This window comes from Delftia sp. WSY_22 (assembly GCF_043104185.1).
Classification (GTDB): domain Bacteria; phylum Pseudomonadota; class Gammaproteobacteria; order Burkholderiales; family Burkholderiaceae_C; genus Comamonas; species Comamonas tsuruhatensis.
In genome coordinates this window covers 745,109-769,109 of the sequence record NZ_JBICKN010000006.1, presented here as the reverse complement: position 1 = coordinate 769,109, position 24,001 = coordinate 745,109, and the positions used below count along the sequence as shown (strand labels likewise).

General features: G+C 65.4%; 20 protein-coding genes. 13 read left to right on the top strand and 7 right to left on the bottom strand.

Going from position 1 to position 24,001, the window contains the following annotated elements; genetic code table 11:
* Positions 1-8: 8 nt before the first annotated feature.
* Positions 9-923 (top strand): NAD-dependent epimerase/dehydratase family protein, encoded by a 915-nt coding sequence (locus ACF8NF_RS04095; protein WP_392450079.1) that lies wholly within the window; start codon positions 9-11, stop codon positions 921-923.
* A gap of 9 nt (positions 924-932) precedes the next feature.
* The gene (locus tag ACF8NF_RS04090) at positions 933-2,081 is read left to right on the top strand and encodes a glycosyltransferase family 4 protein (protein ID WP_392450077.1); all 1,149 of its coding nucleotides are present in this window, start codon (positions 933-935) and stop codon (positions 2,079-2,081) included.
* Here ACF8NF_RS04090 and ACF8NF_RS04085 read toward each other — a convergent pair.
* The 3 genes from ACF8NF_RS04085 to metK form a co-directional block, all read right to left on the bottom strand.
* The gene (locus ACF8NF_RS04085; RefSeq protein WP_392450076.1) at positions 2,078-3,934 is read right to left on the bottom strand and encodes a glycosyltransferase; all 1,857 of its coding nucleotides are present in this window, start codon (positions 3,932-3,934) and stop codon (positions 2,078-2,080) included. The two genes, ACF8NF_RS04090 and ACF8NF_RS04085, sit on opposite strands and share 4 nt — an antisense overlap.
* Before the next feature lie 12 nt (positions 3,935-3,946).
* Positions 3,947-5,953, bottom strand: coding sequence for a tetratricopeptide repeat protein (locus ACF8NF_RS04080; RefSeq protein ID WP_392450075.1), 2,007 nt, complete (start codon positions 5,951-5,953; stop codon positions 3,947-3,949).
* A 235-nt stretch (positions 5,954-6,188) separates the two neighbouring features.
* Positions 6,189-7,370 (bottom strand): methionine adenosyltransferase, encoded by a 1,182-nt coding sequence (gene metK, locus ACF8NF_RS04075; RefSeq protein WP_392450073.1) that lies wholly within the window; start codon positions 7,368-7,370, stop codon positions 6,189-6,191.
* A gap of 135 nt (positions 7,371-7,505) precedes the next feature.
* Between metK and ACF8NF_RS04070 the strand changes: the two genes are divergently transcribed.
* Together ACF8NF_RS04070 and ACF8NF_RS04065 are read left to right on the top strand one after the other, a co-directional pair.
* Positions 7,506-8,357 carry a lysophospholipid acyltransferase family protein gene (locus ACF8NF_RS04070; RefSeq protein ID WP_392450072.1) on the top strand — a complete coding sequence of 284 codons (852 nt, stop codon included), beginning with the start codon at positions 7,506-7,508 and terminating at the stop codon, positions 8,355-8,357.
* On the top strand, positions 8,354-9,220 hold the full coding sequence (locus ACF8NF_RS04065; RefSeq protein WP_392450071.1) for a lysophospholipid acyltransferase family protein: 867 nt from the start codon (positions 8,354-8,356) through the stop codon (positions 9,218-9,220). The genes ACF8NF_RS04070 and ACF8NF_RS04065 overlap by 4 nt, the downstream gene beginning before the upstream one ends.
* On the opposite strand, the gene ACF8NF_RS04060 is transcribed toward ACF8NF_RS04065, so the two are convergent.
* The 3 genes from ACF8NF_RS04060 to zwf all read right to left on the bottom strand — a co-directional run bounded on the left by ACF8NF_RS04060 (position 9,214) and on the right by zwf (position 12,605).
* Positions 9,214-10,125: an alpha/beta fold hydrolase gene (locus ACF8NF_RS04060; RefSeq protein WP_392450070.1), complete on the bottom strand. Its 912-nt coding sequence runs from the start codon at positions 10,123-10,125 to the stop codon at positions 9,214-9,216. The genes ACF8NF_RS04065 and ACF8NF_RS04060 overlap by 7 nt on opposite strands.
* A 45-nt stretch (positions 10,126-10,170) precedes the next feature.
* The gene (yihA, locus tag ACF8NF_RS04055) at positions 10,171-10,932 is read right to left on the bottom strand and encodes a ribosome biogenesis GTP-binding protein YihA/YsxC (protein ID WP_017403957.1); all 762 of its coding nucleotides are present in this window, start codon (positions 10,930-10,932) and stop codon (positions 10,171-10,173) included.
* Between the two features lie 218 nt (positions 10,933-11,150).
* Positions 11,151-12,605: a glucose-6-phosphate dehydrogenase gene (zwf, locus tag ACF8NF_RS04050; RefSeq protein ID WP_213757736.1), complete on the bottom strand. Its 1,455-nt coding sequence runs from the start codon at positions 12,603-12,605 to the stop codon at positions 11,151-11,153.
* Between the two features lie 154 nt (positions 12,606-12,759).
* Here zwf and pgi point away from each other — a divergent pair, with 154 nt between their 5' ends.
* Positions 12,760-14,304 (top strand): glucose-6-phosphate isomerase, encoded by a 1,545-nt coding sequence (gene pgi, locus ACF8NF_RS04045; RefSeq protein ID WP_034364876.1) that lies wholly within the window; start codon positions 12,760-12,762, stop codon positions 14,302-14,304.
* 23 nt (positions 14,305-14,327) lie between these two features.
* On the opposite strand, the gene ACF8NF_RS04040 is transcribed toward pgi, so the two are convergent.
* Entirely contained in the window at positions 14,328-15,230 is a 903-nt protein-coding gene (locus ACF8NF_RS04040) for an SMP-30/gluconolactonase/LRE family protein (protein WP_203400987.1), read from the bottom strand.
* A 231-nt stretch (positions 15,231-15,461) separates the two neighbouring features.
* Between ACF8NF_RS04040 and ACF8NF_RS04035 the strand changes: the two genes are divergently transcribed.
* From ACF8NF_RS04035 to ACF8NF_RS04000, 8 genes are all read left to right on the top strand, one after another.
* Positions 15,462-16,772, top strand: a complete 1,311-nt coding sequence (locus ACF8NF_RS04035; protein WP_017403960.1) for a sugar ABC transporter substrate-binding protein — start codon at positions 15,462-15,464, stop codon at positions 16,770-16,772.
* A 35-nt stretch (positions 16,773-16,807) separates the two neighbouring features.
* On the top strand, positions 16,808-17,665 hold the full coding sequence (locus ACF8NF_RS04030; RefSeq protein WP_016445524.1) for a carbohydrate ABC transporter permease: 858 nt from the start codon (positions 16,808-16,810) through the stop codon (positions 17,663-17,665).
* A gap of 4 nt (positions 17,666-17,669) precedes the next feature.
* Positions 17,670-18,491: a carbohydrate ABC transporter permease gene (locus ACF8NF_RS04025; protein WP_026062016.1), complete on the top strand. Its 822-nt coding sequence runs from the start codon at positions 17,670-17,672 to the stop codon at positions 18,489-18,491.
* Between the two features lie 23 nt (positions 18,492-18,514).
* Positions 18,515-19,567: an ABC transporter ATP-binding protein gene (locus tag ACF8NF_RS04020; protein ID WP_047473565.1), complete on the top strand. Its 1,053-nt coding sequence runs from the start codon at positions 18,515-18,517 to the stop codon at positions 19,565-19,567.
* 62 nt (positions 19,568-19,629) lie between these two features.
* The gene (dalD, locus tag ACF8NF_RS04015; RefSeq protein ID WP_212644819.1) at positions 19,630-21,069 is read left to right on the top strand and encodes a D-arabinitol 4-dehydrogenase; all 1,440 of its coding nucleotides are present in this window, start codon (positions 19,630-19,632) and stop codon (positions 21,067-21,069) included.
* Position 21,070: 1 nt separating this feature from the next.
* Positions 21,071-22,039 carry a carbohydrate kinase gene (locus ACF8NF_RS04010; RefSeq protein ID WP_016445528.1) on the top strand — a complete coding sequence of 323 codons (969 nt, stop codon included), beginning with the start codon at positions 21,071-21,073 and terminating at the stop codon, positions 22,037-22,039.
* Positions 22,040-22,100: 61 nt separating this feature from the next.
* A complete protein-coding gene (locus tag ACF8NF_RS04005) occupies positions 22,101-23,033 on the top strand; it encodes an AraC family transcriptional regulator (protein ID WP_392450069.1) in 933 nt (310 codons plus the stop codon).
* Between the two features lie 279 nt (positions 23,034-23,312).
* Entirely contained in the window at positions 23,313-23,963 is a 651-nt protein-coding gene (locus tag ACF8NF_RS04000; protein ID WP_016445530.1) for a cytochrome c, read from the top strand.
* Positions 23,964-24,001: the final 38 nt, after the last annotated feature.

Here is a 24,001-nt window from a genome sequence, read left to right as displayed (position 1 = left end):
GGTAATTTATGAATCAACAGCAAAGCGGCGCAAACAAGCGGGCCCTGGTGACCGGAGCTGCCGGCTTCACTGGACGTTATCTTGTTCAAGAGCTTGAGCAACACGGTTGGGAGGTTTGGGGGGTGGGGCACGCTCCTCAACAAGGCATTGCCAATTATCGGGTTGCCGATCTTGATGACTATGCTCAGTTGCATTTGGCCGTGCAGGAAATTGCACCGCACGCTGTTTTCCATTTGGCGGCCATCGCCTTCGTGGGTCATGGTTCGCCGCTGGATTTTTATCGCGTCAATGTGGGGGGATCCCGCAACCTGCTTCAGGCGCTTGCGAGCCTGCCGAAAGTGCCGGAGAGCGTATTGCTCGCCAGTAGTGCCAACGTCTACGGCAATACGGCAGAAGGAAAGCTGAGTGAGGCAACGCCCCTGAATCCAGCCAATGACTATGCAGTAAGCAAGTCGGCGATGGAGATGATGGCCCGGCTGTGGATGGATAAATTGCCCATTGTGATAACAAGGCCGTTTAACTACACCGGTGTTGGGCAATCCAGGGATTTCCTTATCCCCAAGATCGTGGATCATTTCCGTCGCAAGTCACTCCAGATCGAGCTGGGCAACCTTCAGGTCTGGCGTGATTTTTCCGATGTGCGCGATGTGGTGCGCGCCTATCGTTTGCTGGCCGACAGACGGGTGACTGGCACCGTGGTAAATGTGGGTTCGCAACAACTCAATTCTCTGCAAGAGGTGCTGGAAAAATGTGTTCGACTGACGGGGCACGAGATGCAAGTCCAGGTTAATCCAGCCTTTGTAAGGGCGAATGAAGTCAAGACCTTGTGTGCAGACACATCAAGACTTGAGGCTTTGATAGGAGACAGGCCGCTGACACCTTGGGATGAAACGCTGGACTGGATGCTTCATGACGGTTTGTGAGGCGTTGTGATGGGTTTGGACGTGATTCTGGCCACCGATGTTCTCAGCCCGCCGCTGACTGGTATTGGTCGATACAGTTATGAACTGGCAAAGCGCCTCGCTAGCCATTCGGACGTGGAACGCTTGCGTTACTTTGCAATGGGGCGTTGGGTTGCTGATCCGTTGTCGGGTCTCGACCAGCCTGTCCATGAGCGGGCGACCTTGCGTACGCGCCTTGCTGCCAACCGCTTAGCGGTCCGTGCCTATCAAGCCCTGACGCCAGGCATTTATGGCTGGCGTCTACGGGGGAACAGGCACGCGGTATATCACTCTCCGAATTACGTCGTGCCTCCATTCGATGGCGCGGCCGTTAGCACCGTTCACGATCTCTCGCATGTGCTGCACCCTCAGTTCCATCCAGCAGCACGTGTCGATTTCCTTAATCTTGCATTTGGTGCCAGCATGAAGCGCACGCACCATGTGATCACTGATTCGGAGACGGTCCGACAAGAGTTTCTTGAGCGCTATGACTGGGCTCCCGAAAATGTGACTGCAATAGGTCTGGGCGTCGATCCGGTGTACCGCCCCAGATCACGAGAAGAGGTTGAACATGCGCTGGCGCAATGGAATCTGCGATATCGCGGATATTCGCTTTATGTCGGGACGATCGAGCCCCGTAAGAACCTGGAGCGGCTACTGAGAGCATATGGCAGCTTGCCTCTTGAACTACGGCGCGGTTTTCCCTTGGTAGTGGCTGGGTCGAAGGGCTGGAACTCCGACGAGATGCATCGGCAGATGGCCGTAGCCCACGACGAGGGGTGGATGCACTATCTGCGCTTTGTGGACCAAGCTCAGTTGCCCTTGCTGTATGCCGGAGCGCTATTGTTTGCCTATCCATCGTTGTATGAAGGATTTGGCCTGCCGTTGGTTGAGGCGATGGCCAGCGGAGTGCCGGTTCTGACCTCCAGCTCGTCGTGCATGCCGGAAATTACGGCAGGAGCAGCCCGTCTGGCCGATCCGATGCAGGTGGAAGATATCGCGTATCAGCTAAGGGCTTGCCTGAGCGATACCCAGTGGCAGGATTCAGCACGGGCCAAGGGGCTGGTTCGGGCCGCACAGTTTTCCTGGGATCAGTGCACGGAGCAGACTGTGGGCGTGTACACGCGAGTACGCCGCTAAATCGAGGGAGGGCAAGCAGAGCCGCTTCGGGTTTTGCCATGGGCGATGCTCAACAGCGAAGACACTGCCACGTAGCGCACCGCGTTACCCCATGACTGGAAGATCTTCGATCTGTTGACCCTGGCCGTGTGCAGAGGTAGTGCCACCTCTGCAACATTCAAGCCTTGGCGGCGCATGAGCAGCAAAGTCCCGATGTCCTGGTAGTCGAGCATGGTGGCTTCGGTGGAGGTCGCAACCTCCAGCGCCTGCCGGTTGTACAGCCTGAATCCAGAAACGAAATCCCGCAGGCCAAAACCTGTCAACCAGCGGAACCATTGCCACGCGATGCGGCGCACCAGGCTGTTGCGCTCGGCGAAGTAGGCTACGACCATGTCCGCCTGCTGGCGTTGTGCCAGCAGCGTGGGCAGCTCCTCCACCTCATAGCGACCTTCAGCGTCGATGGTGACGACGGTCTGGAACCCATGGGTCTGCGCGTAGCGCAGGCCGGTCTGCAGGCTGCCCCAATTGGTCATTGCCAGCAAGGGGCGCAGTACCCTGGCGCCGCATTGCTCGGCTTCATGGCAGGTGGCATCCGTGCTTCTGTTGTCCACGACGAGCACGCTGGCCTCGACCAATGCATGCACGCGACGTATCAGGTGCGCAATCTCGGCTTCGTTATTGCGCGTGGAAATGACAACCAGCAAGTCCTGGCGTGCTCTTGCCGGGCGGGTGTCGGGTGCCAGGCTGCGGTAGTGGCGTGCCACGCTGCGTTCGCAGGGACCGATGCTGAAAAACCGATGCAAGGCCTTGTGGCCCGATTGGCCCAGTCGTTGCCTGAGGGCCGTGTCGTGCTGCAGGCGAGCAATGCTGCTGCGCCAGGCATCAATGTCTTCAAACGGTACATGCAGGCCGGCGTGTGAGTGGGCGACCACCCAGGGCATGCCCGAACCGGGAAGGTCGGTGACCAGGCAGGGCCTGCCGTGCAGCATGGCCTCCAGCAATACGATGCCGAAAGCTTCCGTGCGTTCGCGCGAGGCAAGGCAGAAGATGTCGCACCCTGCGAACAAGGCATGTTTTTCCTCGTCCGAGACCGAGCCCACCAGTCGCACGCAGGCCTGTCTGCCCTCTGGAGTGCATTGGCGTATCAGCTCTTGCAGGGATGCTCGCAGCTCGCCTTCTCCCGCAATCAGCAACTCCACGCCAGGCATGGCCGAGACGGCTCGGATCAAGGTCTCGAAGCCTTTGTAGTAGGTAAGCCGCCCGATGGACAACAGGCGCAGCCGGGTGTCGGGGCGCCAGCCTTGGCCGTGCTGCAGCGATGCTGGTGCAGGAATGGTTTCGAGGTTCAGGCCCAGCGGAACGATCTCGCATTTGCTGCGCCAGGTGCGCAGGGCATTGCTGGCCTCAAGATAGGGCGGCGACGTTGCGAATACCTGTTGGGCGCGCTCCAGCAAGGCCTGCTCGAACGGCCGATAAAGCATGTAGGCCAATGCCACGGACCACTTGATGTTGGATACCACCACATCGGAGTGCCAGTGGATGACCCAGGGCACGCGCCGCGCGATGGGCAGGGTCAGTGCCCAAAGCGCCGAGTTGTTGGGCAGGTGCAGGTGCAGTACGTCGGGCTGAATGCGTTCGATGGCGCGGCCCAGTGCGCGCCGGAATCCCATGGCCATGGGGGCATAGACCAGATTGAATTGAACGGGTACGCGTTCCAGCCAGGCGGGATCATCCGGCTCCGGATCACCATGGACCAGGGCATGGGCATCGACACCCTGGCGTCGTTGCTCGTGTATCAGGTCGGCCAGAAAGACTTCCATGCCGCCCCGGTAGGGAGGGAAGAATTTACCGACGTGAAGTATGCGCAGGGCCATGGCGGACAGCGCCTACTTCGTCGTCTGAGGCTTTGCGGTAGCCGGGCTCAGCTGATTGCGGACCTGCCGGTACTGCGGATTCTGTGGCTCCAGGCGTATTGCCTGATCCAGACTCTTCAGTGCTTCCGGCAGGTTGCCCAGGCCGTGATAGGCCATTGCACGCCCGTAGAAAGCGGGCGCGCTGGGGCTGCGAGCAACCAGTGGTTCCAGCAGCTCTTTGGCTTGAGCGCTATCACCCTGGCCAACAAGGGCCAGCCCCAATCCGACGATCAGGCGAGGGGCGTTTGGCGAGGTCTGCAGCAGAGTTCGGAAGTCGTCGGCTGCAACTTTGTATTGCTGCGCACCTATGGCCGCCTCTGCGCGTTTCAGGCGCAGGGTCTGCTCCATTTGCTCGGCGTTGGCACTGTCTCCAGTGGGCTCGCCCAGGGCGCGCGAGTATTCCTCGAATGCTGCGCGCAACTGGCCTGTGGCCATCAACGCTTCGGCTTTCTGGTAGTACAGGGCTTGGCCGTTGAAGCCTTTGGCCTGGGCTGCGGCAAAGGCATTGAGGGCTTCGGGGAATTTCTTTTGCTGGGACAGAACGGAACCCATATTGAACAGCGCATTACCGCCCAAGTCTCCAAGTGCGTTGGCCGTGGCGAAGTCTTGCAGCGCTTGGTCGAGCATGCCCTTGTCTGCGTGTGCTGTTCCTACGTTCAGGAAGGCACGGCCACGTCCCACGGCATTGGCGGCGGCTTTTTTGTCGATTTTTTCAGCGGCATCGGCCCAGGATGTGCCTACATCCTGAAGAGAGAGCACGCGTTCGAAAGCGAGGGCCCCGAACACCATGCCGATGACGATGCCGACGATGTAGATGGTGCGTGGCTTGACCCCCGTCAGCGCAATGGCCGCCAATCCCGGGATGGCCACGGCCCACAGATAGCTGCGATACAGAACGAAGGGGTCCTGCAGCCAGACCGTGGCGAATTCGGTCGCATACCAGAGCAGGGGAAACAGGAGGCAGAGCGCGACCAGGCCGATGACACCGGGGCGCTTGAGCAAGGCCCAGATGGAGCAGGCCAGCAGGGCCAGGTAGCCCAGCGCGCCGGCCAGATGCCAGATCGATCCGAAGCCGAGAGGGAATGCCGGTCGCAGATCGATGGACATCCAGCCCACATAGGGAACGATCCACAGGAAACCATAGGCAAAGAAAAGGGCTGCCTCGTTAAGGATGCTCAGGGGATAGATCCGAGAGGTGATCCCGGGCTGAAGGGCTTCCAATTGCCTTGCATAGCCCTGGGATTGCTCATCGAAAATCTGGCCCATCAGACTGCCGAAGAAATGAAAGACGGCAGCCGAGGCAACGGCCAGCAGCAGCAGGGCCATGCCCACAATGACCATGGCAGCCTTCAGGCCGGGGCGCTTCACAAAAATGTAAAGCGGCACCACCATGGCGACTGTCAGAAAAGCATGTTCCTTGGACAGTACGGCAAGCACATAGCAGATCAATGCCGCGACATGCCAGAGGGCTCGCCCGCCCTGAAGCCCGCGCACAAAGGCCCAGCATGCCAGAACGGCAAAGAGGGTTGCCATGACGATGGATCGCTGCACCAGGTATCCAACGGCGTAGACCGCGACAGGGTTGAGCGCGAAAAGGACCAGGCCCAGTTGCAGGGCTGCATCGCGCGACGCGTGGAAGTGGGGTTGCTCCTCGATGTCGTGCGGAAAGCGCGTCTGTGTCAGCAGTGCCTTGAACAAGGCATAGAGAGCCGCCACGGTCGCGAGATGCAAGGCGATATTGAAGACGCGCTGCTTCCACCAGCCGTCTCCGAAAATCTGTTCGATCCAGACGAAGCTGCCATACGACAGCGTGCGCTGCTTGAAGTCCAACAGGCTGCCATAGTTGCCGAAAATCGTTCCATCCGTCAGACGCATATCGTCGAACAGCAGCCCGTTGTTCAGGCCGGGCAGATACACCCCCAATATGGCCAGCAAAAGAAGGGCACTGAACCAGTAAATCGCTTTGGAGGGGGCAGCCATTGCTTCTTGTCTTGTCTCGGATGTGGCGGAACTTGGAATGGTGGGCCGGGAAATGGCCGCTCTTGGGAAGAGCGCAGGCAGTTTACCAGCCGAGCAACCCGCTACCGCAGCCTGCTGCGCCGGTTGGACGTGAGTGTTGTGAGAAGGCTCGAGATGAAAAAAGCCCCATGCTGCGTCAGGCGCGGCATGGGGCCGGGAGGCCATCAGATGGGCGTGAACGCCCCTGGCATTTTGCTTACAGGCCGGCCGCAGCGCGCAGTACGGCTGCCTTGTCCGTCCGCTCCCAGGTGAACTCGGGCTCTTCACGGCCGAAGTGGCCGTAGGCGGCGGTCTTGCTGTAGATCGGGCGCAGCAGGTCCAGCATCTGGATGATGCCCTTGGGACGCAGGTCGAAATGTGCGGCCACCAGCTTGGCAATCTGGGCGTCGGGGATGACGCCCGTGCCTTCGGTGTAGACCGTGATGTTCATCGGGCGTGCCACGCCGATGGCGTAGGCCACCTGGATCTGGCACTGGCGCGCCAGGCCGGCGGCCACGATGTTCTTGGCCACGTAGCGCGCGGCGTAGGCGGCGCTGCGGTCCACCTTGGTCGGGTCCTTGCCGCTGAAGGCGCCGCCGCCATGGGGGCAGGCACCGCCGTAGGTGTCGACGATGATCTTGCGGCCGGTCAGGCCGCAGTCACCCTGGGGGCCGCCCACGACGAAGCGGCCCGTGGGGTTGATCAGGTACTTGGTGTCCTGCAGCCACTCGGAGGGCAGCACGGGCTTGATGATTTCCTCGATGATGGCTTCGGTGAAGCTGGACTTCATCCTGGTGGCCGATTCCGACTGGTCGGGGCTGTGCTGGGTGGACAGCACCACGGTGTCGATGCTGTGGGGCTTGCCGTCCACGTAGCGCATGGTCACCTGGCTCTTGGCGTCAGGACGCAGGAAGGGCAGGCGGCCGTCCTTGCGCAGCTGGGCCTGGCGCTCGACGAGGCGGTGCGCGTAGTAGATGGGCGCGGGCATCAGCTCGGGTGTCTCGTCGCAGGCGTAGCCGAACATCAGGCCCTGGTCGCCGGCGCCGGTGTTGAGCTCGTCATCGCTGGCCTTGTCCACGCCCTGGGCGATGTCCTGGCTCTGCTTGTCGTAGGCCACGAGCACGGCGCAGCCCTTGTAGTCGATGCCGTAGTCGGTGTTGTCGTAGCCGATGCGCTTGATGGTGTCGCGTGCGACCTGGATGTAGTCGACGTTGGCGCCCGTGGTGATCTCACCTGCCAAAACCACCAGGCCCGTGTTGGTCAGTGTCTCGGCCGCCACGCGGCTGTACGGGTCTTGGGCGAAAATGGCGTCCAGGATCGCGTCAGAGATCTGGTCGGCCACCTTGTCCGGATGGCCTTCAGAGACGGATTCCGAGGTGAAAAGAAAATCGTTCGCCATGTGAATAAACTCCTTGGTTGCAGCTTTTTTTGATGGGCGTTGCCCAAGCTGCAGGAGCCCTGGCGAACGCTTTAGCAGACTTGTTTTACGTCGCTCTGCAAGTTGCTCAGTTAACTCAGCGACCCGCACATTTTAATGCCTTCCTTGTTCCGACTGTTTGCTGCACTGCCTTTGTGGCTATTGCACCCCCTTGGCGCGCTCATGGGCTGGATGGCTTTCGTGGCCTCCGGCACGTACCGGCGCCGCTTTCTGGCCAATGCCCGCCAGGCCGGCTACGGCTTCGGCTCAGTGGCGCCGGCCGTGGGGCACGCGGGGCGCATGGTGGCGGAGCTGCCGCGCATGTGGATGGGCAGGCAGCCGAGCTGCCAGATGCACAACGAGGAATGCGTGCGCCGGGCCTACGCCGCCGGGCGCGGCATCATCTTTCTGACGCCCCACCTGGGCTGCTTCGAGCTGTCGGTGCAGCATGCGGCACGGCAATGGTCGGCCGAGCATGGCGAGATCACCATTCTCTATCGCCCCGCGCGCCAGCCCTGGCTGGCCCGCGTCATGGAGACGGCGCGCAACCGCCCCGGCGTGCAGGCCGTGCCGACCACGCTGGCCGGCGTGCGCCAGATGATCAAGGCGCTGCGCAAGGGCGCGGCTGTGGGGCTGCTGCCAGACCAGGTTCCGCCCGAGGGGCAGGGTGTCTGGTCGCCGTTCTTCGGCCGTGATGCCTATACGATGACGCTGGCGGCGCGCCTGGCGTTGCAGACGGGGGCCGCTGTGATCGTGGCCCGTTGTGAGCGCTTGTCCTGGGGGCGGGGCTATGCGCTGTATCTTGAGGAGTTGCCCGTGCCCTTGTCCGAGAATCTGGAAGCTGCGGTGCAGCAGATCAACGAGGCGATGGAACACACCATCCGCCAATGCCCGCAGCAGTACCTGTGGGGCTATGCGCGCTACAAGCAGCCGCGCCGTGAAGCAGCTGCCAACGAGGTGCATGCATGAGCGGGCGCATCGGCGTGTGGCTGATGCGGTCGCTGGCTTGGATGCCGCTGCCGTGGCTGCGGGGTCTGGGTGCGTTTCTGGGGCGTGTGATGTTCGTGCTGGCCGCGCCGCGCCGCAAGGTGGCGCTGCGCAATCTTGCGCTGTGCTTTCCCGAGCTGACCGAGGCGCAGCGCGTGGATCTGGCGCGCCGCAACTTCATCGTCTTTTGCCAGACCTGGCTGGACCGCAGCTGGCTGTGGGCGGCGCCGCGCGAGGTGGTGGCCGAGCGCGTGAAGCTGCAGGGTGCCGTGCATGAGCTCGATGGCGACACCCCGACCATCCTGTTCGCGCCGCATTTCTACAGCATGGACGCGGGCGGGCTGGCCTTGCCGCTGCACACCACGCGGCCCTTCACCTCGATCTTCTCCACCCATCCGGACCCGGCGGTCGATGAGTGGTTCATGTCGGGGCGCCAGCGCTTTGGCGACGTGCGCATGCTCAACCGCGCCGACGGGGTCAAGCCCATCATCTCCAGCCTGCGCAAGGGCGGTTTGCTGTACCTTTTGCCCGACATGGACTTCGGTCGCAACGACTCGGTCTTCGTGCCTTTCTTCGGCGTGAACGCGGCCACCATTCCCTCGCTGTCGCGCTTCGCGCGCCTGGGCCGGGCCAAGGTGCTGGGCATGTACACGCGCATGACGCCCACGGGCTATGTGGCCGAGATCACGCCGGCCTGGACGGATTTCCCCACCGACGATGTCGAGGCCGATACGGCCCGCATGAACCATGAGCTGGAGGCGGCCATCCGCACCATGCCCGACCAGTACTACTGGGTGCACAGGCGCTTCAAGACCCGGCCCGAGGGCGAGCCCTCGGTCTACTGAAGGGGGCGGGACAGGAACTGCTCCAGCGCTTGCCGCACCGCATCGGGCTGCTCGTGCACGACCCAGTGCGAGGTGCCGGCTAGGTGCTGCACCGTCAGGCGCGGCACCCACGGCTCCAGACCTTCGACCAGTGCAGGCTGCAGCGCCGGGTCGCTGTCGCCCCAGAGCACATGCGTGGGCACGCCGATGTCCAGCATCTCGGGCGGCAGCCTCAGGTTGCGCAGTGCGTCGGCTGAGTCCGGATCTTCGGGCCGGGGCGGCACCAGGGGACTGGCGCCGTAGTAGTGGCAGGAGCCTTGCACGCCCAGGTCCCAGTGCTCGCGGTAGCGCTGCTGCAACTGCGGCGTGAGCCATCCGGGCAACTCGCCCTGCGGTGTGCGGAAAAATCCCAGCATGCGCTGCCAGTCGTTGTCGGCCAGCAAGGCGGGCGCGTCGGGGCGGCGCAGAAAATGCATGTACTGGCTTGCGGCCTGCTGCACGGGGTTGTGCAGCAGTTCGCGCAGAAAGGCGCCCGGATGCGGGGCGTTGAGGATCATCAGCCGCTGCATCAGCCCGGGATGGCGGTTGGCCAGGCCCCAGGCCAGGGCACCGCCCCAGTCGTGGGCGATCACGCAGGCTGCGGGTGCGCCAGGGCTTTCGATGGCGATCAGCGCCGCCAGATCCTGCAGCAGGTGCTTGGCCTTGTACTGCTCCACGCCGGCCGGCTGGCTGGAACGGCCAAAGCCCCGCAGATCGGGGGCGACGCAACGCCATTGCGTGCCGAACTGCTCCAGCATGCCTTCCCAGATGAAGCTGCCTTCAGGAAAGCCGTGCAGGAACAGCAGCAGTGGCTGGCCGGGTTCGCCGCTGACGCGGCAGTGCAGATGGATGCCGTGAGGCAGCTCGCGAATGCAGGTGTTCACCATGTTGCGCTCCTTGCGGGGCGCTGGCTACACGAGCGCCTCCAGGCGCTAATCTTGGGGGCTGTCGGTCGCGGCGGGCGTCGCAGTTGCGACGTTCGCGACGTCGGCGGGTCCGTCCGTGGCCGCCGGCGGATTCAGGCCTTCGGGATGACTCCAGTGCCACAGCAGCTGGGCCACCTCGTCCACGCCCTGCTTCTTGAGCGCGGAGAACATGCGCACTTCGCCACCACCGGCGTTGAGCCGCGTGATGGACAGCACCTTGGCCTGCTCGGCACGCGTGAGCTTGTCGGCCTTGGTCAGCAGCACGAGGAATTTCAGGCCTTCCTGCACGCGCGGGCGCATGGCGTCGAGCAGGGCTTCGTCCAGCTCCGTCAGGCCCAGGCGCGGATCGCACAGCAGCACGATGGCCGACAGGCTCTCGCGGCTGACCAGATAGTTCAGCATCACGCGCTGCCAGCGCTGCTTGTCCGTGCGCGAGACGGCGGCATAGCCGTAGCCGGGCAGGTCGGCCAGCACGGCGTCGGTCACGCCCTGCTTGCCCAGGGAAAACAGGTTGATGTGCTGTGTGCGGCCAGGCTTCTTGGAGGCGAAGGCCAGCTGCTTTTGTTGCGTCAGCGTGTTGATGCAGGTGGACTTGCCGGCGTTGGAGCGGCCCACGAACGCGATCTCGGGCACATCGACCTTGGGAAGATGGTGCAACTGCGCAGCCGTCGTCAAAAAGCGCGCCGTGTGCATCCAGCCCATGGCCAGCTTGGGATCGATCAGGGAGGAAGTGGGGGCGGCATCGCCAGCCGGCGCAGCAGGATTCATGGTGTGGTCAGTTTCTCGGGGCCTCATTGTAGGTTCCCCCATGGAACCGGCGCGCCCAGCGGGCTATAGGCAACGGTGCTGACAAAGCGTGGCGCATGAAACTGGCGCACTCCAAAGTCGGAGACAGCGAGCAAGGGCCGCCCCGCCGCGAAGCTGTCGTCCCCCTCCCCCGCGAAGCGGGCAGAGAGGGGGAAGGCGCGCAGCGCCTCAGGGGGAGCCTAAACCTCTTCGCTCCAGCAAAAGCCATCCCTCGCAATCATGGCGCTGGCTGCGCTGGGCCCCCAGCTGCCCGCCGCATAGCCGCGCGGCCCCGAGGTGTCGCTGCGCCAGTGCTGAAGGATGGGTTCCACCCAGCGCCAGGCCTGCTCCTGCTCGTCGCTGCGCACAAAGAGGTTCAGCCTGCCGGCGATCACGTCCAGCAGCAGGCGCTCGTAGGCGCCCACGCGCTTGGCACCGAAGCGCTGGTCGAAGTCCAGGTTCAGGTGCACGGGGGCCAGCGAAGGCTCGGCCTGCTGCTGGGTGGCGCCCTGTGCCAGCAGGTGCAGCTCCAGCCCGTCCTTGGGCTGCAGATTGATCACCAGGCGATTGGCTTCGGACAGGGGTGAGCGGAAGATCGGGTGGGGCACGGGCCGGAAGTTCACGACGATGCGCGCGTCCCTTCCTGCCAGCCGCTTGCCGGTGCGGATGTAGAAGGGCACGCCGGCCCAGCGCCAGTTGCAGATCTCGGTGCGCAGGGCGACGAAGGTCTCGGTCTGGCTGCCCGCCGCCACGCCTTTTTCCTGCTGGTAGGCGGATACGGGCTGGCCCTGGCTGGCGCCGGCCAGGTACTGGCCGCGCACCACGTGCTGGCTCAGGGTTTCCGGCGTCCAGGGCCTGAGCGACTGCAGCACCTTGAGCTTTTCGTCGCGGATGGCATGGGCCGATGCGTTGATCGGCGGCTCCATGCCGATGGCGCACAGCAGCTGCAGCGCATGGTTTTGCACCATGTCGCGCAGCGCGCCGGTCTGGTCGTAGAACGCGCCCCGGCTTTCCACGCCCAGTTCCTCGGCGATGGTGATCTGGATGTTGGCAATGGTCTCGCGCCGCCACAGCGGCTCGAACAGCGCATTGCCAAAGCGCAGCGCCAGAAGGTTCTGCACAGAGGGCTTGCCCAGGTAGTGGTCTATGCGGAACACCTGCTCTTCGCGCAGCACCTTGCGCAGCGTGGCATTGATGGCCTGGTTGGAGGCCAGGTCGTGGCCCAGCGGCTTTTCCAGCACCACGCGGGTGCGCGGGCCGTTCAGGCCCACGGCGGCGATCTGCTCGCAGACCGTGGTGAACAGGCTGGGGGCGGTGGCCACGTACATCACCACCGTTTCTGCGTCGCGCGCGGCCAGCGCCTGTGCCAGCTTCCCGTAGTCGGCGGGCTGCGACAGGTCCATGCGCAGGTAGTGCAGCAGGTCTGCGAAGCGGGCGAATTCCTCGGGGCTGGGGCGCTTGGACAGCTCGACGCCGTCAAAGCGCGACTGGATGAGGGCGCGGTACTGGTCGTCGCTCAGGTCATCGCGGGCCACGCACAGGATGCGGCCGCCCTCGGGCAGGGTGCCGTGGCGAAACGCCTGGAACAGCGCCGGCATGAGCTTGCGCCATGCCAGATCGCCCGTGCCGCCAAACAAGACCAGATCGAAACCCATGTTGCCTCCCGAGGTGAATATTTTGGTAACTGAGTTACCAATTTTTGAGGAAATCGAATAAATTATAGAGGCACCACGTCATTTGATTGAAGCTTCAGATGATGATTGTTGTAATTTGATTACTTCTCTGCAAGCAGCCCTGTCGGTGAACCCCATGCTTATCCGTTGCGATCACGCCCTCGCCTGGCCTCTTTTGCAAAACCACGCCCGGGCCGTGATGCCCGATTTCGACCTGCGCGGTGCCTTCGCCTCTGACCCCGCCCGGTTCGCGCGCTTCAGCCAGGAGGCTCCGCACTGCTTTGCGGACCTGTCCAAGAATCTGTGGGACGCGCAGGCCGAAGACCTGCTGCTGCAGCTGGCCCGCGATTGCGAGGTGGAGCGCCAGCGCGACGCCATGTTCGCGGGCGAGGCCGTCAACTCCACCGAGGGGCGTGCGGCGCTGCACACGCTGCTGCGCCATCCGCCCGGCAATGCGCCGCCGGGCCTGGCCTGGGCGCTGGCCCAGGTGCACGAGACGCTGGATGCCATGCTGGCCTATGCCGAGCGCGTGCGTGCGGATGCGGACATCACCGACGTGGTGTGCATGGGCATAGGCGGATCGGGTCTGGGGCCGCAGATGGCGGTCCAGGCGCTGCAAGGCCTGGGCGATGCGCGCCGGCGCATGCACTTCGTCTCGAACGTGGATGGCCACGCGCTGCAGGCCGTGCTCGTGGGCCTGCAGCCGCGCAGCACGCTGTTCATCGTGGCCTCCAAGGTGTTCAACACGCAGGAGACGCTGACCAATGCGCGCAGCGCACTCGACTGGTTCCACGCAAACGGCGGCAGCGAGGTGTCCCGCCATTTCGTCGCGCTGACCACCCATGCCGCTGCGGCGGCGCAGATGGGCATCACCACCACCTTCGGCTTCTGGGACTGGGTGGGCGGGCGCTATTCGCTGTGGTCGTCCATCGGACTGCCGGTGGCCGTTGCCGTAGGCGCTGCCGCGTTTCGCGCCATGCTGGCCGGTGCGCACGCCATGGACATGCATTTCCGCACGTCGCCGCTGCAGGCCAATCTGCCCGTGCGCCTGGGCCTGCTCGACGTCTGGTACCGCAATCTGCTGGGCTTTGGCAGCCGCTGCATCGCGCCCTACCACGCAGGCCTGCGGCGCCTGCCGGCCTATCTGCAGCAACTGGAGATGGAGAGCAACGGCAAGCGCGTGGACCGGCAGGGCCGGCCGCTGGCGCTGGGCTCGGCACCCGTGCTCTGGGGTGAGCCCGGCACGGATGGGCAGCATGCCTTCTTCCAGATGCTGCACCAGGGCAGCGACATCGTGCCGCTGGAGATCATTGCGGTGAAGCAGGCTTCGCACACCTTGCCAGGCCACCAGGAACAGTTGCTGGCCAACGCGCTGGCCCAGGCCCAGGCCCTGATGCAGGGGCGCGCCAGCGAGGACGGGCACCGCCATTTCCCCGGCAACCGTCCCAGCAGCTTCCTGCTGCTGGACGCGCTCACGCCTGCGGCGCTGGGCGCGCTGGTTGCGCTGCAGGAGCACCGCGTGTTCGTGGCCGGCGCGCTGTGGGGCATCAACAGCTTCGACCAATGGGGGGTGGAGCTGGGCAAGCTGCTGGCGCGTGACCTTCAGCTGCGCCTGGGCAATGGCGACATGGCGGGGCTGGACGCCTCCACCGCCGGCCTGCTGCAGCGGCTGCGGGCCTGATGGCCTGAGGGCCTGGCCCCGCTCTACGCCTCCCGGAAACAGTTGACCGGCAGCCCTGGCACCTCGACGCGGCAATGCATCAGCGCCCCGGCAGGCACGGCGGCCCGGCGTTCTTCCTCGGGGCGGCCGTGCGAGGCGGAGGTGATGTAGAGCGTGCGCAGGTCTTCTCCGCCCAGGCAGACCATGGTGGGGCAGCGCACGGGCGTCTCGATGCGCTGCACGACTTCGCCCTGCGGGTCCAGCCGCAGCACGCAGCCGCCTTCGTACATGGCCACCCAGTAGTGGCCCCGGGTGTCGACGCAGGCACCATCGGGCCGGCCGCCGTACAGGCGCCCTTGCGTGCGGGGCGCGAAGGCCTTCCACAGTGCGCGGGCCCCCAGCGTGCCGGTGTCCAGGTCGAAGGCAAAGCGGTCTATGCGGTGTGCGGGCGTGTCGGCCCAGTACAGCCATGCGTCGTCGGGGCTGAAGGCCAGCCCGTTGGCCGTGGTGCAGTCGCCTGCCATGCGCTGGACCGCGTAGCCGCCGTTGTCCACCGCGCGCAGGCACCACAGTGCCGCCTCGGGCGCGGTCTTGGGCGCGAACAGGGAGCCCGCCCAGAAGCGGCCGGCTCGGTCGCAGCGGCCGTCGTTGAGGCGGAACTGGCGTGGATCGTGGTCCAGGCCGGCCAGCATGGTGATGTGGCCGGTGGCCGGCTCCAGCAGGCCGAAGCCGTCTCGCAGGCCGATGACGATGCGGCCCTGGTCCGTGGGCGCGCAGCAGCCGGGCTCGCTGGGCGTGGCCCAGCTTTGCTGCTGGCCGCTGGCCGGGTCCCAGGCATGGATGCGCAGGCCCTGGATATCGCACCAGTAGAGCCGGCGATCAGCGGGGTGCCAGAAGGGCGATTCGCCCAGGGCGCTGGGAGGAACCGGGGCGATCTGCATGGCCATGGTCTGCTCGCTGGAAGTCATGGCCAGCATTCTAGGAGCGGCTCCCGCCAGACCGCTGCTCGCAGATAGTGTGTTGCGCAGATCAGGGATATCTCTAGCCAGGCATGTGCATAGAAGTATCAGCGGCCGGGCTGCCCGTACCAATGCACCCGCAGGCCTGTCCCCACAATCGGTCACCAGCGGCAGGGATGGACCGCGAAGACCACAGCATTCATTGCGAAGGAGACAGACATGCACAGCTTGCTCAGGGCGGGCGCGGCGCTGGCGGTGGCCGCATCGGCCGCCGGCGCACAGGCCGACACCGAACTCGTGATTGCGACCGTGAACAACGGCCACATGATCGAGATGCAGAAACTCTCTGCCCGCTTCGAGCAGGCCCATCCCGGCATCACGCTCAAATGGGTCACGCTGGAAGAGGGCATGCTGCGCCAGCGCGTGACCACCGACATCGCCACCAAGGGCGGCCAGTTCGACGTGATGACGGTGGGCCTGTACGAGGTGCCGATCTGGTCGAGGAATGGCTGGCTGCTGCCGATTGCCACCGATGCCGCCTATGACGCAGACGACTTGCTGCCTTCCATCCGCAAGGGCCTGTCGCACGAAGGCAGGCTCCACGCCCTGCCGTTCTATGGCGAGGCATCGATGCTCATGTACCGCCGTGATCTGGCCGAAAAGGCGGGTTTCACCATGCCCGCGCAGCCGAGCTGGGAGCAGGTGCGGGAATTTGCCGCCAAGGCCCATGATCCCAAGGCTGGCGTCTACGGCATCTGCCTGCGCGGCAAGCCGGGCTGGGGTGACAACATGGCCCTGGTCACCACCATGGTCAACACCCACGGCGGCCAGTGGTTCGACATGCAATGGAAGCCGCAGCTGGACACACCGGCCTGGAAGAAGGCGGTGGGTTTCTATGTGGAGCTGCTGAAGGCCTACGGGCCGCCCGGCGCATCGGCCAACAGCTTCAACGAGAACCTGGCGCTGTTCAACGAGGGCAAGTGCGCGGCCTGGGTCGATGCCAGCATTGCGGCTTCGTTCGTGGGCGATCCACGGCAGTCCAAGGTGGCCGGCAAGGTGGCGTATGCGGCCGCTCCCGTGGCCTCCACGCCCAAGGGGGCGACGTGGCTGTGGACCTGGAACCTGGCCATTCCCGCCAGCTCCAGGAAGGTGGATGCGGCCCAGGCCTTCATCAAATGGGCCACTTCCAAGGAGTATGTGCAGCTGGTGGCGCGCGAGCATGGCTGGCGCGCCGTTCCCACGGGCACGCGGCAGTCCACCTATGCGAGCGCCGAGTTCCAGAAGGTCGCGGACTTTGCCGGCGCCGAGAAAAGCGCCATCGACAGCGTGAGCCTGAGCGATGCGACCGAGCCGCGCTCACCCTACATCGGCGTGCAGTACGTGGCCATCCCCGAGTTCCAGGCCATAGGCATTGCCGTGGGGCAGCAAGTCAGTGCGGCGCTGTCGGGCAAGGCCACGGTGGAGCAGGCGCTCAAGACCTCGCAGACCCTGGCGGACCGCGAGATGAGGAAAAGCGGCTACTACAAGTGATGGCTGCCTCGATGCTTCGACCAAGCCCCGCGCCCATGACGCGCCTGCTGCCCCGCGCGCTCATGGCTCCCGCCGTGGCCGTGCTGCTGTGCTGGATGCTGGTGCCGCTGCTGATGACGGTGTATTTCTCGTTCGTCGACTACAACCTCATGCAGCCGGGCGGCCACCCCTTCGTGGGCCTGCGCAACTACGAGTTCTTCGTCACCGACCCGGACTTCATGCCCGCCGTGCGCCAGACCCTGGTGTTCCTGGCCAGCGTGGTGTCGATCACCGTGGTGCTGGGCGTGCTGCTGGCGCTGCTGGTCAACGAGCCATTTCCGGGCCGCGGCATGGTGCGCGTGCTGCTGATCTCGCCCTTCTTCGTGATGCCCGCCGTCAACGCGCTGCTGTGGAAGCACATGATGATGAATCCCATCTACGGCGTGCTGGCCAGCCTGTGCAGGGCGCTGGGCCTGGAGCCTGTGGACTGGCTGACCGAGGTGCCGCTGCTGTCCGTGGTCATCATGGTGTCCTGGCAGTGGCTGCCTTTTGCCTGCCTGATCTTCATCACCTCGCTGCAGTCGCTGGACCGCGAGCAGATGGAGGCGGCGCGCATGGACGGCGCCAATGCCCTGCAACGTTTCCACCACCTCACGCTGCCCCATCTGGCCCGCCCGATGGCGGTGGTGGTGATGATCGAGATGATCTTCCTGCTGGGCGTGTTTGCGGAGATCGCCATCACCACGGCGGGCGGCCCGGGCAACGAGAGCACCAACCTCACCTATCTCATCTACAAGCAGTCGCTGATGCATTTCGACGTGGGCGTGGCCTCTGCGGGGGCATTGTTCGCCGTGGTGCTGGCCAACATCGTTGCCGTCTTCCTGATCCGCATCGTCGGCAAGAGCCTGGACTGAGCGCATGACGGCCCCTTCACTTTCCACCGCCTTGCGTGCCGCCGCGGCCTGGGCGCTGGCGCTGCTGCTGTTCTTTCCGCTGGGCTGGCTGTTCCTGACCGCGTTCAAGACCGAGCTGCAGGCCATTGCCGTGCCGCCGCTGTTCGTGTTCGAGCCCACGCTGGCCAACTTCGGCGAGGTGCAGCAGCGCAGCAACTACCTGCTGCACGCACGCAACTCCTTGGTCACCAGCCTGGGGTCCACCCTGGCGGGCCTGGCCATCGCCGTGCCCGCAGCCTATTCGATGGCCTTCTTTCGCACGCGGCGCACACGCGATGTGCTGATGTGGATGCTGTCCACCAAGATGATGCCCGCCGTGGGCGCATTGCTGCCCATCTACGTGCTGGCCCAGGGCGCCGGCCTGCTGGACACGCTCACGGTGCTGACCGTGGTCTTCACGCTGTCCAACCTGCCCATCATGGTGTGGATGCTCTACAGCGCGTTCAAGGACATCCCGCACGAGATCCTCGAAGCCGCGCGCATGGATGGCGCCGGCCTGTGGGCCGAGTTCCGCCATGTGGTGCTGCCGCTGGCGCTGGGCGGCATTGCCTCCACGGGCCTGCTGTGTCTGGTGCTGAGCTGGAACGAGGCCTTCTGGTCGCTCAACCTCAGCAGCGCGCGCGCCGGCACGCTGGCCACGCTGATCGCCTCCTACTCCAGCCCCGAGGGGCTGTTCTGGGCCCGTCTTTCGGCCGCCTCGCTTTTGGCCATCGCGCCCATCGTGGTGTTCGGCTGGTTCAGCCAGAAGCAACTGGTGCAGGGCATGACCTTCGGCGCCGTCAAGTAGCCGCTCTTCCAACCAAGAAAACCATGGCCTATCTGCAACTGCAAGACATGCGCAAGAGCTTTGGCGAGGCGCACATCATCCGTGGCGTGGACCTCGCCATCGAGCGCGGCGAGTTCATCGTCTTCGTCGGCCCCTCGGGCTGCGGAAAATCCACGCTGCTGCGCCTGATCGCGGGGCTGGAGTCCGTCAGCGCGGGCCATCTGCTGCTCGATGGGCGCGACATCACGCACGCGCCCTCGGGCCGGCGCGATCTGGCCATGGTGTTCCAGAGCTATGCGCTGTACCCGCACATGAGCGTGTACGACAACATGTCCTTTGCGCTGCGCCTGGCGGGCGTGCCGCGCAAGGAGATACTGCGCAAGGTCGGCCGGGCGGCAGAAACGCTCAATCTCACGGCCTGCCTGGAGCGCCGCCCGGGCGAGCTGTCGGGCGGGCAGCGCCAGCGCGTGGCCATCGGACGCGCCATCGTGCGCGAGCCCAAGGTCTTCCTGTTCGACGAGCCGCTGTCCAATCTGGATGCGGCGCTGCGCGGCAACACGCGCGTGGAAATCCTCAAGCTGCACCGTGCATTGGGCGCCACCACCATCTATGTGACGCACGACCAGGTGGAGGCCATGACCCTGGCCGACCGCGTGGTGGTGATGCGCGACGGCGCCATCGAGCAGGTGGGCTCTCCTCTGGAGCTCTATGACCGCCCGGCCAACCGCTTTGTCGCGCAGTTCATCGGCATGCCGCCGATGAACCTGCTGGCGGCCCATGCCGTGCCGGGCCTGTCGGCCAGCACGCAGGGGCGCTTGCCGCGGGACGGCACGCTGGGCATACGCCCCGAGGCGCTGCGCCTGTCCCGGGCAGATGCAGGTCCCGGTGATGGGGCTGGCGTCCAGGGGCGCGTGGACCTGATCGAAGCCTTGGGTGCCGACACGCTGGTCCATGTGGATGTGGCCGGCGTGCCGCTGGTGGCGCGCCAGACCGAGCGCATGCCGCTGGCCGTGGGCGATGGGGTGAGGGTGTCCCTCGACCCGGGCTGCATGCTCCATCTGTTCGACCGCGATGGCCGTGCGCTGGCGGCCTGCTGAGCCTGGCGGCCGAGCCCTGCCTTCTTCTTTCCGTCTCTTCCCATCCCTTTGTCCGGGACACCATGAACGCGACTGCCCCCTCCCTTTCCCGCCCCACGGTGCTGCACCTGGGGCTGGGCTCTTTCCATCGCGCGCACCAGGCTGCCTACCAGCAGCGATTGATGGATGCGGGCGACACGCAGTGGGCGCTGGTGGGCGCCAACCTGCGCCCTGACATGGCGCAGACGCTGGACGCCCTGGTGCGACAAGGCGGTGCCTACACGCTGGAGACGATTGCGCCCAACGGCACGGTGCATTACCAGTGGATGGATGCCTTGAGCGAGGTGATTCCGTACGCGCCCGGGCTGGCCGCCGTCGTGCAGCGGGGCGCCTGGCCGGCCACCCGCATCATCTCCTTCACGGTCACCGAGGCCGGTTACTGCCTGGATGGTCAGGGAGCGCTCGACGCCGCGCATCCCGATCTGGCGCAGGACCTGGAGCGCGCACGCCGGGGCGAGGCGGGGACCACCCTCTATGGCGTGCTCTGCGCCATCCTGCAGGCGCGCCGCGCCACCGATGCCGGCCCCGTCACGCTGCTGAGCTGCGACAACCTGCGCCACAACGGCGACCGCCTGCGCGCCGGCCTGCTGGCCTTCATGCGCCAGGCACAGCTGCATGGGCTGGCCGACTGGGCACAGCGGCATACCAGCTGCCCCAACGCCATGGTCGATCGCATCACTCCCCGCCCGCCACCGGAGCTGCGCGCGCGCGTGCTGGCCGCCACTGGCCGCGACGACGAGGCCGCGGTGATGGCCGAGCGCTTCACGCAATGGGTGATCGAGGACCGCTTCATTGCCGGGCGCCCCGCCTGGCAGACCGTGGGCGTGGAGCTGGTGCCCTCGGTGGCGCCTTACGAAGAGGCCAAGATCCGCATCCTCAACGCCAGCCACAGCTGCATCGCCTGGGCCGGGACGCTGGCGGGCCTGGAGCATATCCACGAAGGCTGCGCCGTGCCCGCGATACGCCAGATGGCCTGGGACTACGTGACCCGGGATGTGATCGCCTGCCTTTGCGCACCGGGCCGGCCCAGCCCGCTGGACCTGCCGGCCTACCGTGACACGGTGCTGGAGCGCTTTGGCAATGCGGCCCTGCGCGACACCAACCAGCGCGTGGCGGCCGATGGGTTTGCCAAGATCCCCGGCTTCATCGCGCCCACGCTGCGCGAGCGGCTGGCGGACAACGCCGCCATCGATGCCGCGGCCATGCTGCCAGCGCTGTTCCTGGCCTTCCTGCAGCGCTGGCACCAGGGCACACTGCCCTATGCGTACCAGGACCAGGCCATGGACCCGGCGGTGGCGCATGCCATCTGCGCGGCGCCCGATCCCGTGGCCTCGCTGTGCGCCGAGCCGCTGCTGTGGGGCGAGGTGGCAGGCCATCCGCAGTTGGTGGAGTCGGTGCGCCGGGCCTCGGAGCGGGTACGGGCATTTGTGGACAGAACCGAAACATGCACAAGGCGGAGCTGACATGCGCATAGCCATCGTGGGCGAGGCCCTGATCGATTTCACCGCCACGGGCGGCCTGGCCTTCCAGGGCCATGAGGGCGGGGCGCCCGCCAATGGCGCCATCGCGGCGGCGCGGCTGGGGCAGGCCACGGGCCTTGTCTCGCAGCTCTCGGAGGACCTCTTTGGCGAGCGCCTGTTCGCGCACCTGCAGCGCAACGGCGTGGACATGCGCCTGGTGCAGCGCTGCAGCGCGCCCAGTACGCTGGCCTTTGTGGAGCGTGGCGAACACACCAACCGCTATGCCTTCTACATGCAGGGCACGGCCGACACGCTGTGGGCGCCTGCCGAGCTGCCGAAGTTGCCGGACGAATGCCGCATCCTGCAGTTCGGCTCCATCGCGCTGCTGCATGCGCCGGCGGGGCCGCGCATCCTGGATCTGGTGGCCGCGCAGCGCGGTCGGCGCCTCATCGTCTTCGACCCCAATGTGCGTCCCACGCTGATCCGCGATGCGCAGGCCTTCCGGCGCGACTGCCTGGCCTGGCTGGCCCTGGCCGACCTGGTCAAGCTCAGCGACGAGGATGCGGCCTTCATCGCGCCCGGTCAGCCGGTGCTGGAGGCTGCCGGGAGCTGGCTGTCGCGCGGGCCCAGGGCCGTGGTGCTCACGCAGGGGGCCGAGGGCGCCACCTTGCTGCGCGCAGGCCGCGCTCCGCTGTCGGTGCGCCCGCCTGCAGTGCCGCTGGCGGACACCATCGGCGCGGGCGACACCTTTGGCGCGGCACTGTCCGTGGCGTTGCTCGAGCGCGGCGTGGAGCAGGCGCAGCAGTTGCAGTCCCTGCCAGATGCCGCGTGGCGCGAGGTGCTGCGCTTTGCGGCCACGGCTGCCGCGCTCAACTGCACGCGCGCCGGCGCCCAGCCGCCCTGGCGTGCGGAGCTGGATGCCGCGCTTGCGGGCCTGGATGCTGCGCAGGCGCAGCAGCACCACAGGGCGTAGCGGCCGCCGGTGTTACCGTGCGCCCTGTGCCCGTCTCATCGTCCCTGATTGACCGACTGCCATGCCCAGCACACGCCGCCGCCCGCCGCGCCAGCGCCATCCCGAACTGGAGCGCGACTTTGTCCGCACGCCCGCCCTCGGCTATGAAGACGTGGAGGGCAGTGGCCTGGTGCGCTGCCTGGCGCATGGTTTCCCGAGTCCGCTGGTGCGCTGGCATTTCCATGACGAGTACGAGCTGCATCTCATCACCCACACCTCGGGCCGTGCCTTCGTGGGTGACTGGATAGGGCCGTTCGAGCCGGGTCACCTCGTGCTGTGCGGGCCGCGCCTGCCGCACAACTGGATATCGTTCGACGTGCCCGAGGCCGGCGCGCCCGAACGCGATCTCGTCATCCTGTTCAACCACGATCCCATTGCCCGTGCGGCCGAGCAGATCCCCGAGATGCGCGAGGTGCTGCAGCTGCTGGACCGCGCGCGCCACGGCATCGAGTTCTTCGGCATGGCCGAGGCAGCGCGCGCGCACTGGGAGGCGGTCCGGGGTGCGCGCGGCATGCGCCGCTTCGCGGCCTTTTGTGATCTGCTGTCCGATCTTTCCGAATGCACCGACTACCGGCTGCTGTCGGCCGTGCAGATGCAGGGCGTGCAGGCCGAGGCCCAGGTGGACCAGATCAACGAGGTGGTCAACCGCATCATGGCGCGCGTGAACGAGCCGCTGAGCCTGGCGGACGTGGCGGCCGAACTGGGCATGAGCGAAAGCCGCTTCAGCCGTTTCTTTCGCCGTGCCACAGGCAACAGCTTCACCGACTTTGTCAGCCGCGTGCGCATCAACAGTGCCTGCCATCTGCTCATGCAGACCGATTGCTTCATCGCCGATATCTGTTTTCAGGTCGGCTTCAGCAATCTGGCCAACTTCAACCGGCGCTTCCTTGAAATCAAGGGGATGACGCCCTCGGAATTCCGCAGGCAGGCCGAAAGCCGCTTCGGCGCGGGCTGAGGCGGGCGAGGGACCTGGAATCCGGGAAAGAAGGGGTGTGGTATTGCGCGCCACATGGGTAGAGCCCTTATTGCCGCGCTGGCACAGATCGATATGCTGGGTTGCGAAAAACACATGTTCCGCATCGGATCCGTGGCCAGTTTGTGACCACGATCAAGGAATGTGTCTTCCTCTGCGCGCAGGGGCGAAAGCAGGGTTCCTGACGATATCAATCACAGGGGGCCCCATTGTAGAATCCGCCGAATTTTGCGCTTTCAACAACAGAACCACGCCCTCGATATGAAGTTGCTTGCCTCTTTGCTGACGGCTGCCATTCTTGCTGCAGCCCCCGCCTTTCCCGCTTTCTCCGCTGGCGAGGCACCTGCTGCCCCGGCTCAGCCGAAGGCGGCCAAGGCCGATCTGGCGAAGGGCGAGGCCAGCTACACCGCCGTCTGCGCGGCATGCCATGCGGCCGACGGCAATTCGACGGTGCCCATCCAGCCCAAGCTGGCCGGCCAGCATCCCGAGTACCTGGTCAAGCAGTTGCTGGAGTTCAAGGACGACAAGCGCAAGGACCCGGTGATGAAGGGCTTTGCCAGCATGCTCAGCGAGCCTGACATGAAGAACATCGCCGCCTGGCTGCATGCGCAAAAGCCCAAGGACGGCTTTGCCAAGGACAAGGACCTGGTGGCCATGGGCGAGCGCATCTACCGTGGTGGCATCCAGGAGCGCAACATCGCCGCCTGCGCAGGCTGCCACAGCCCCAACGGTGCCGGCATCCCGGCCCAGTACCCGCGTCTGGCCGGCCAGCACGCCGACTACACCACCACCCAGCTCACGGCCTTCCGTGACGGCAAGCGCGGCAATAGCATTCAGATGACGCAGGTTGCTGCCAAGCTTAACGATCGCGAAATCAAGGCCGTGGCAGACTACATCGCTGGCCTGCGTTGATGTGCTCCCGGAACCGATGCGGTTCCCAGGGTAATCAC

Coding starts and splice junctions, on each gene's coding strand:
- ACF8NF_RS04095 (WP_392450079.1), top strand. CDS start 9: ATGAATCAACAGCAAAGCGGCGCAAACAAGCGGGCCCTGGTGACCGGA.
- ACF8NF_RS04090 (WP_392450077.1), top strand. CDS start 933: ATGGGTTTGGACGTGATTCTGGCCACCGATGTTCTCAGCCCGCCGCTG.
- ACF8NF_RS04085 (WP_392450076.1), bottom strand. CDS start 3,934: ATGGCCCTGCGCATACTTCACGTCGGTAAATTCTTCCCTCCCTACCGG.
- ACF8NF_RS04080 (WP_392450075.1), bottom strand. CDS start 5,953: ATGGCTGCCCCCTCCAAAGCGATTTACTGGTTCAGTGCCCTTCTTTTG.
- metK (WP_392450073.1), bottom strand. CDS start 7,370: ATGGCGAACGATTTTCTTTTCACCTCGGAATCCGTCTCTGAAGGCCAT.
- ACF8NF_RS04070 (WP_392450072.1), top strand. CDS start 7,506: ATGCCTTCCTTGTTCCGACTGTTTGCTGCACTGCCTTTGTGGCTATTG.
- ACF8NF_RS04065 (WP_392450071.1), top strand. CDS start 8,354: ATGAGCGGGCGCATCGGCGTGTGGCTGATGCGGTCGCTGGCTTGGATG.
- ACF8NF_RS04060 (WP_392450070.1), bottom strand. CDS start 10,125: ATGGTGAACACCTGCATTCGCGAGCTGCCTCACGGCATCCATCTGCAC.
- yihA (WP_017403957.1), bottom strand. CDS start 10,932: ATGAATCCTGCTGCGCCGGCTGGCGATGCCGCCCCCACTTCCTCCCTG.
- zwf (WP_213757736.1), bottom strand. CDS start 12,605: ATGGGTTTCGATCTGGTCTTGTTTGGCGGCACGGGCGATCTGGCATGG.
- pgi (WP_034364876.1), top strand. CDS start 12,760: ATGCTTATCCGTTGCGATCACGCCCTCGCCTGGCCTCTTTTGCAAAAC.
- ACF8NF_RS04040 (WP_203400987.1), bottom strand. CDS start 15,230: ATGGCCATGCAGATCGCCCCGGTTCCTCCCAGCGCCCTGGGCGAATCG.
- ACF8NF_RS04035 (WP_017403960.1), top strand. CDS start 15,462: ATGCACAGCTTGCTCAGGGCGGGCGCGGCGCTGGCGGTGGCCGCATCG.
- ACF8NF_RS04030 (WP_016445524.1), top strand. CDS start 16,808: ATGACGCGCCTGCTGCCCCGCGCGCTCATGGCTCCCGCCGTGGCCGTG.
- ACF8NF_RS04025 (WP_026062016.1), top strand. CDS start 17,670: ATGACGGCCCCTTCACTTTCCACCGCCTTGCGTGCCGCCGCGGCCTGG.
- ACF8NF_RS04020 (WP_047473565.1), top strand. CDS start 18,515: ATGGCCTATCTGCAACTGCAAGACATGCGCAAGAGCTTTGGCGAGGCG.
- dalD (WP_212644819.1), top strand. CDS start 19,630: ATGAACGCGACTGCCCCCTCCCTTTCCCGCCCCACGGTGCTGCACCTG.
- ACF8NF_RS04010 (WP_016445528.1), top strand. CDS start 21,071: ATGCGCATAGCCATCGTGGGCGAGGCCCTGATCGATTTCACCGCCACG.
- ACF8NF_RS04005 (WP_392450069.1), top strand. CDS start 22,101: ATGCCCAGCACACGCCGCCGCCCGCCGCGCCAGCGCCATCCCGAACTG.
- ACF8NF_RS04000 (WP_016445530.1), top strand. CDS start 23,313: ATGAAGTTGCTTGCCTCTTTGCTGACGGCTGCCATTCTTGCTGCAGCC.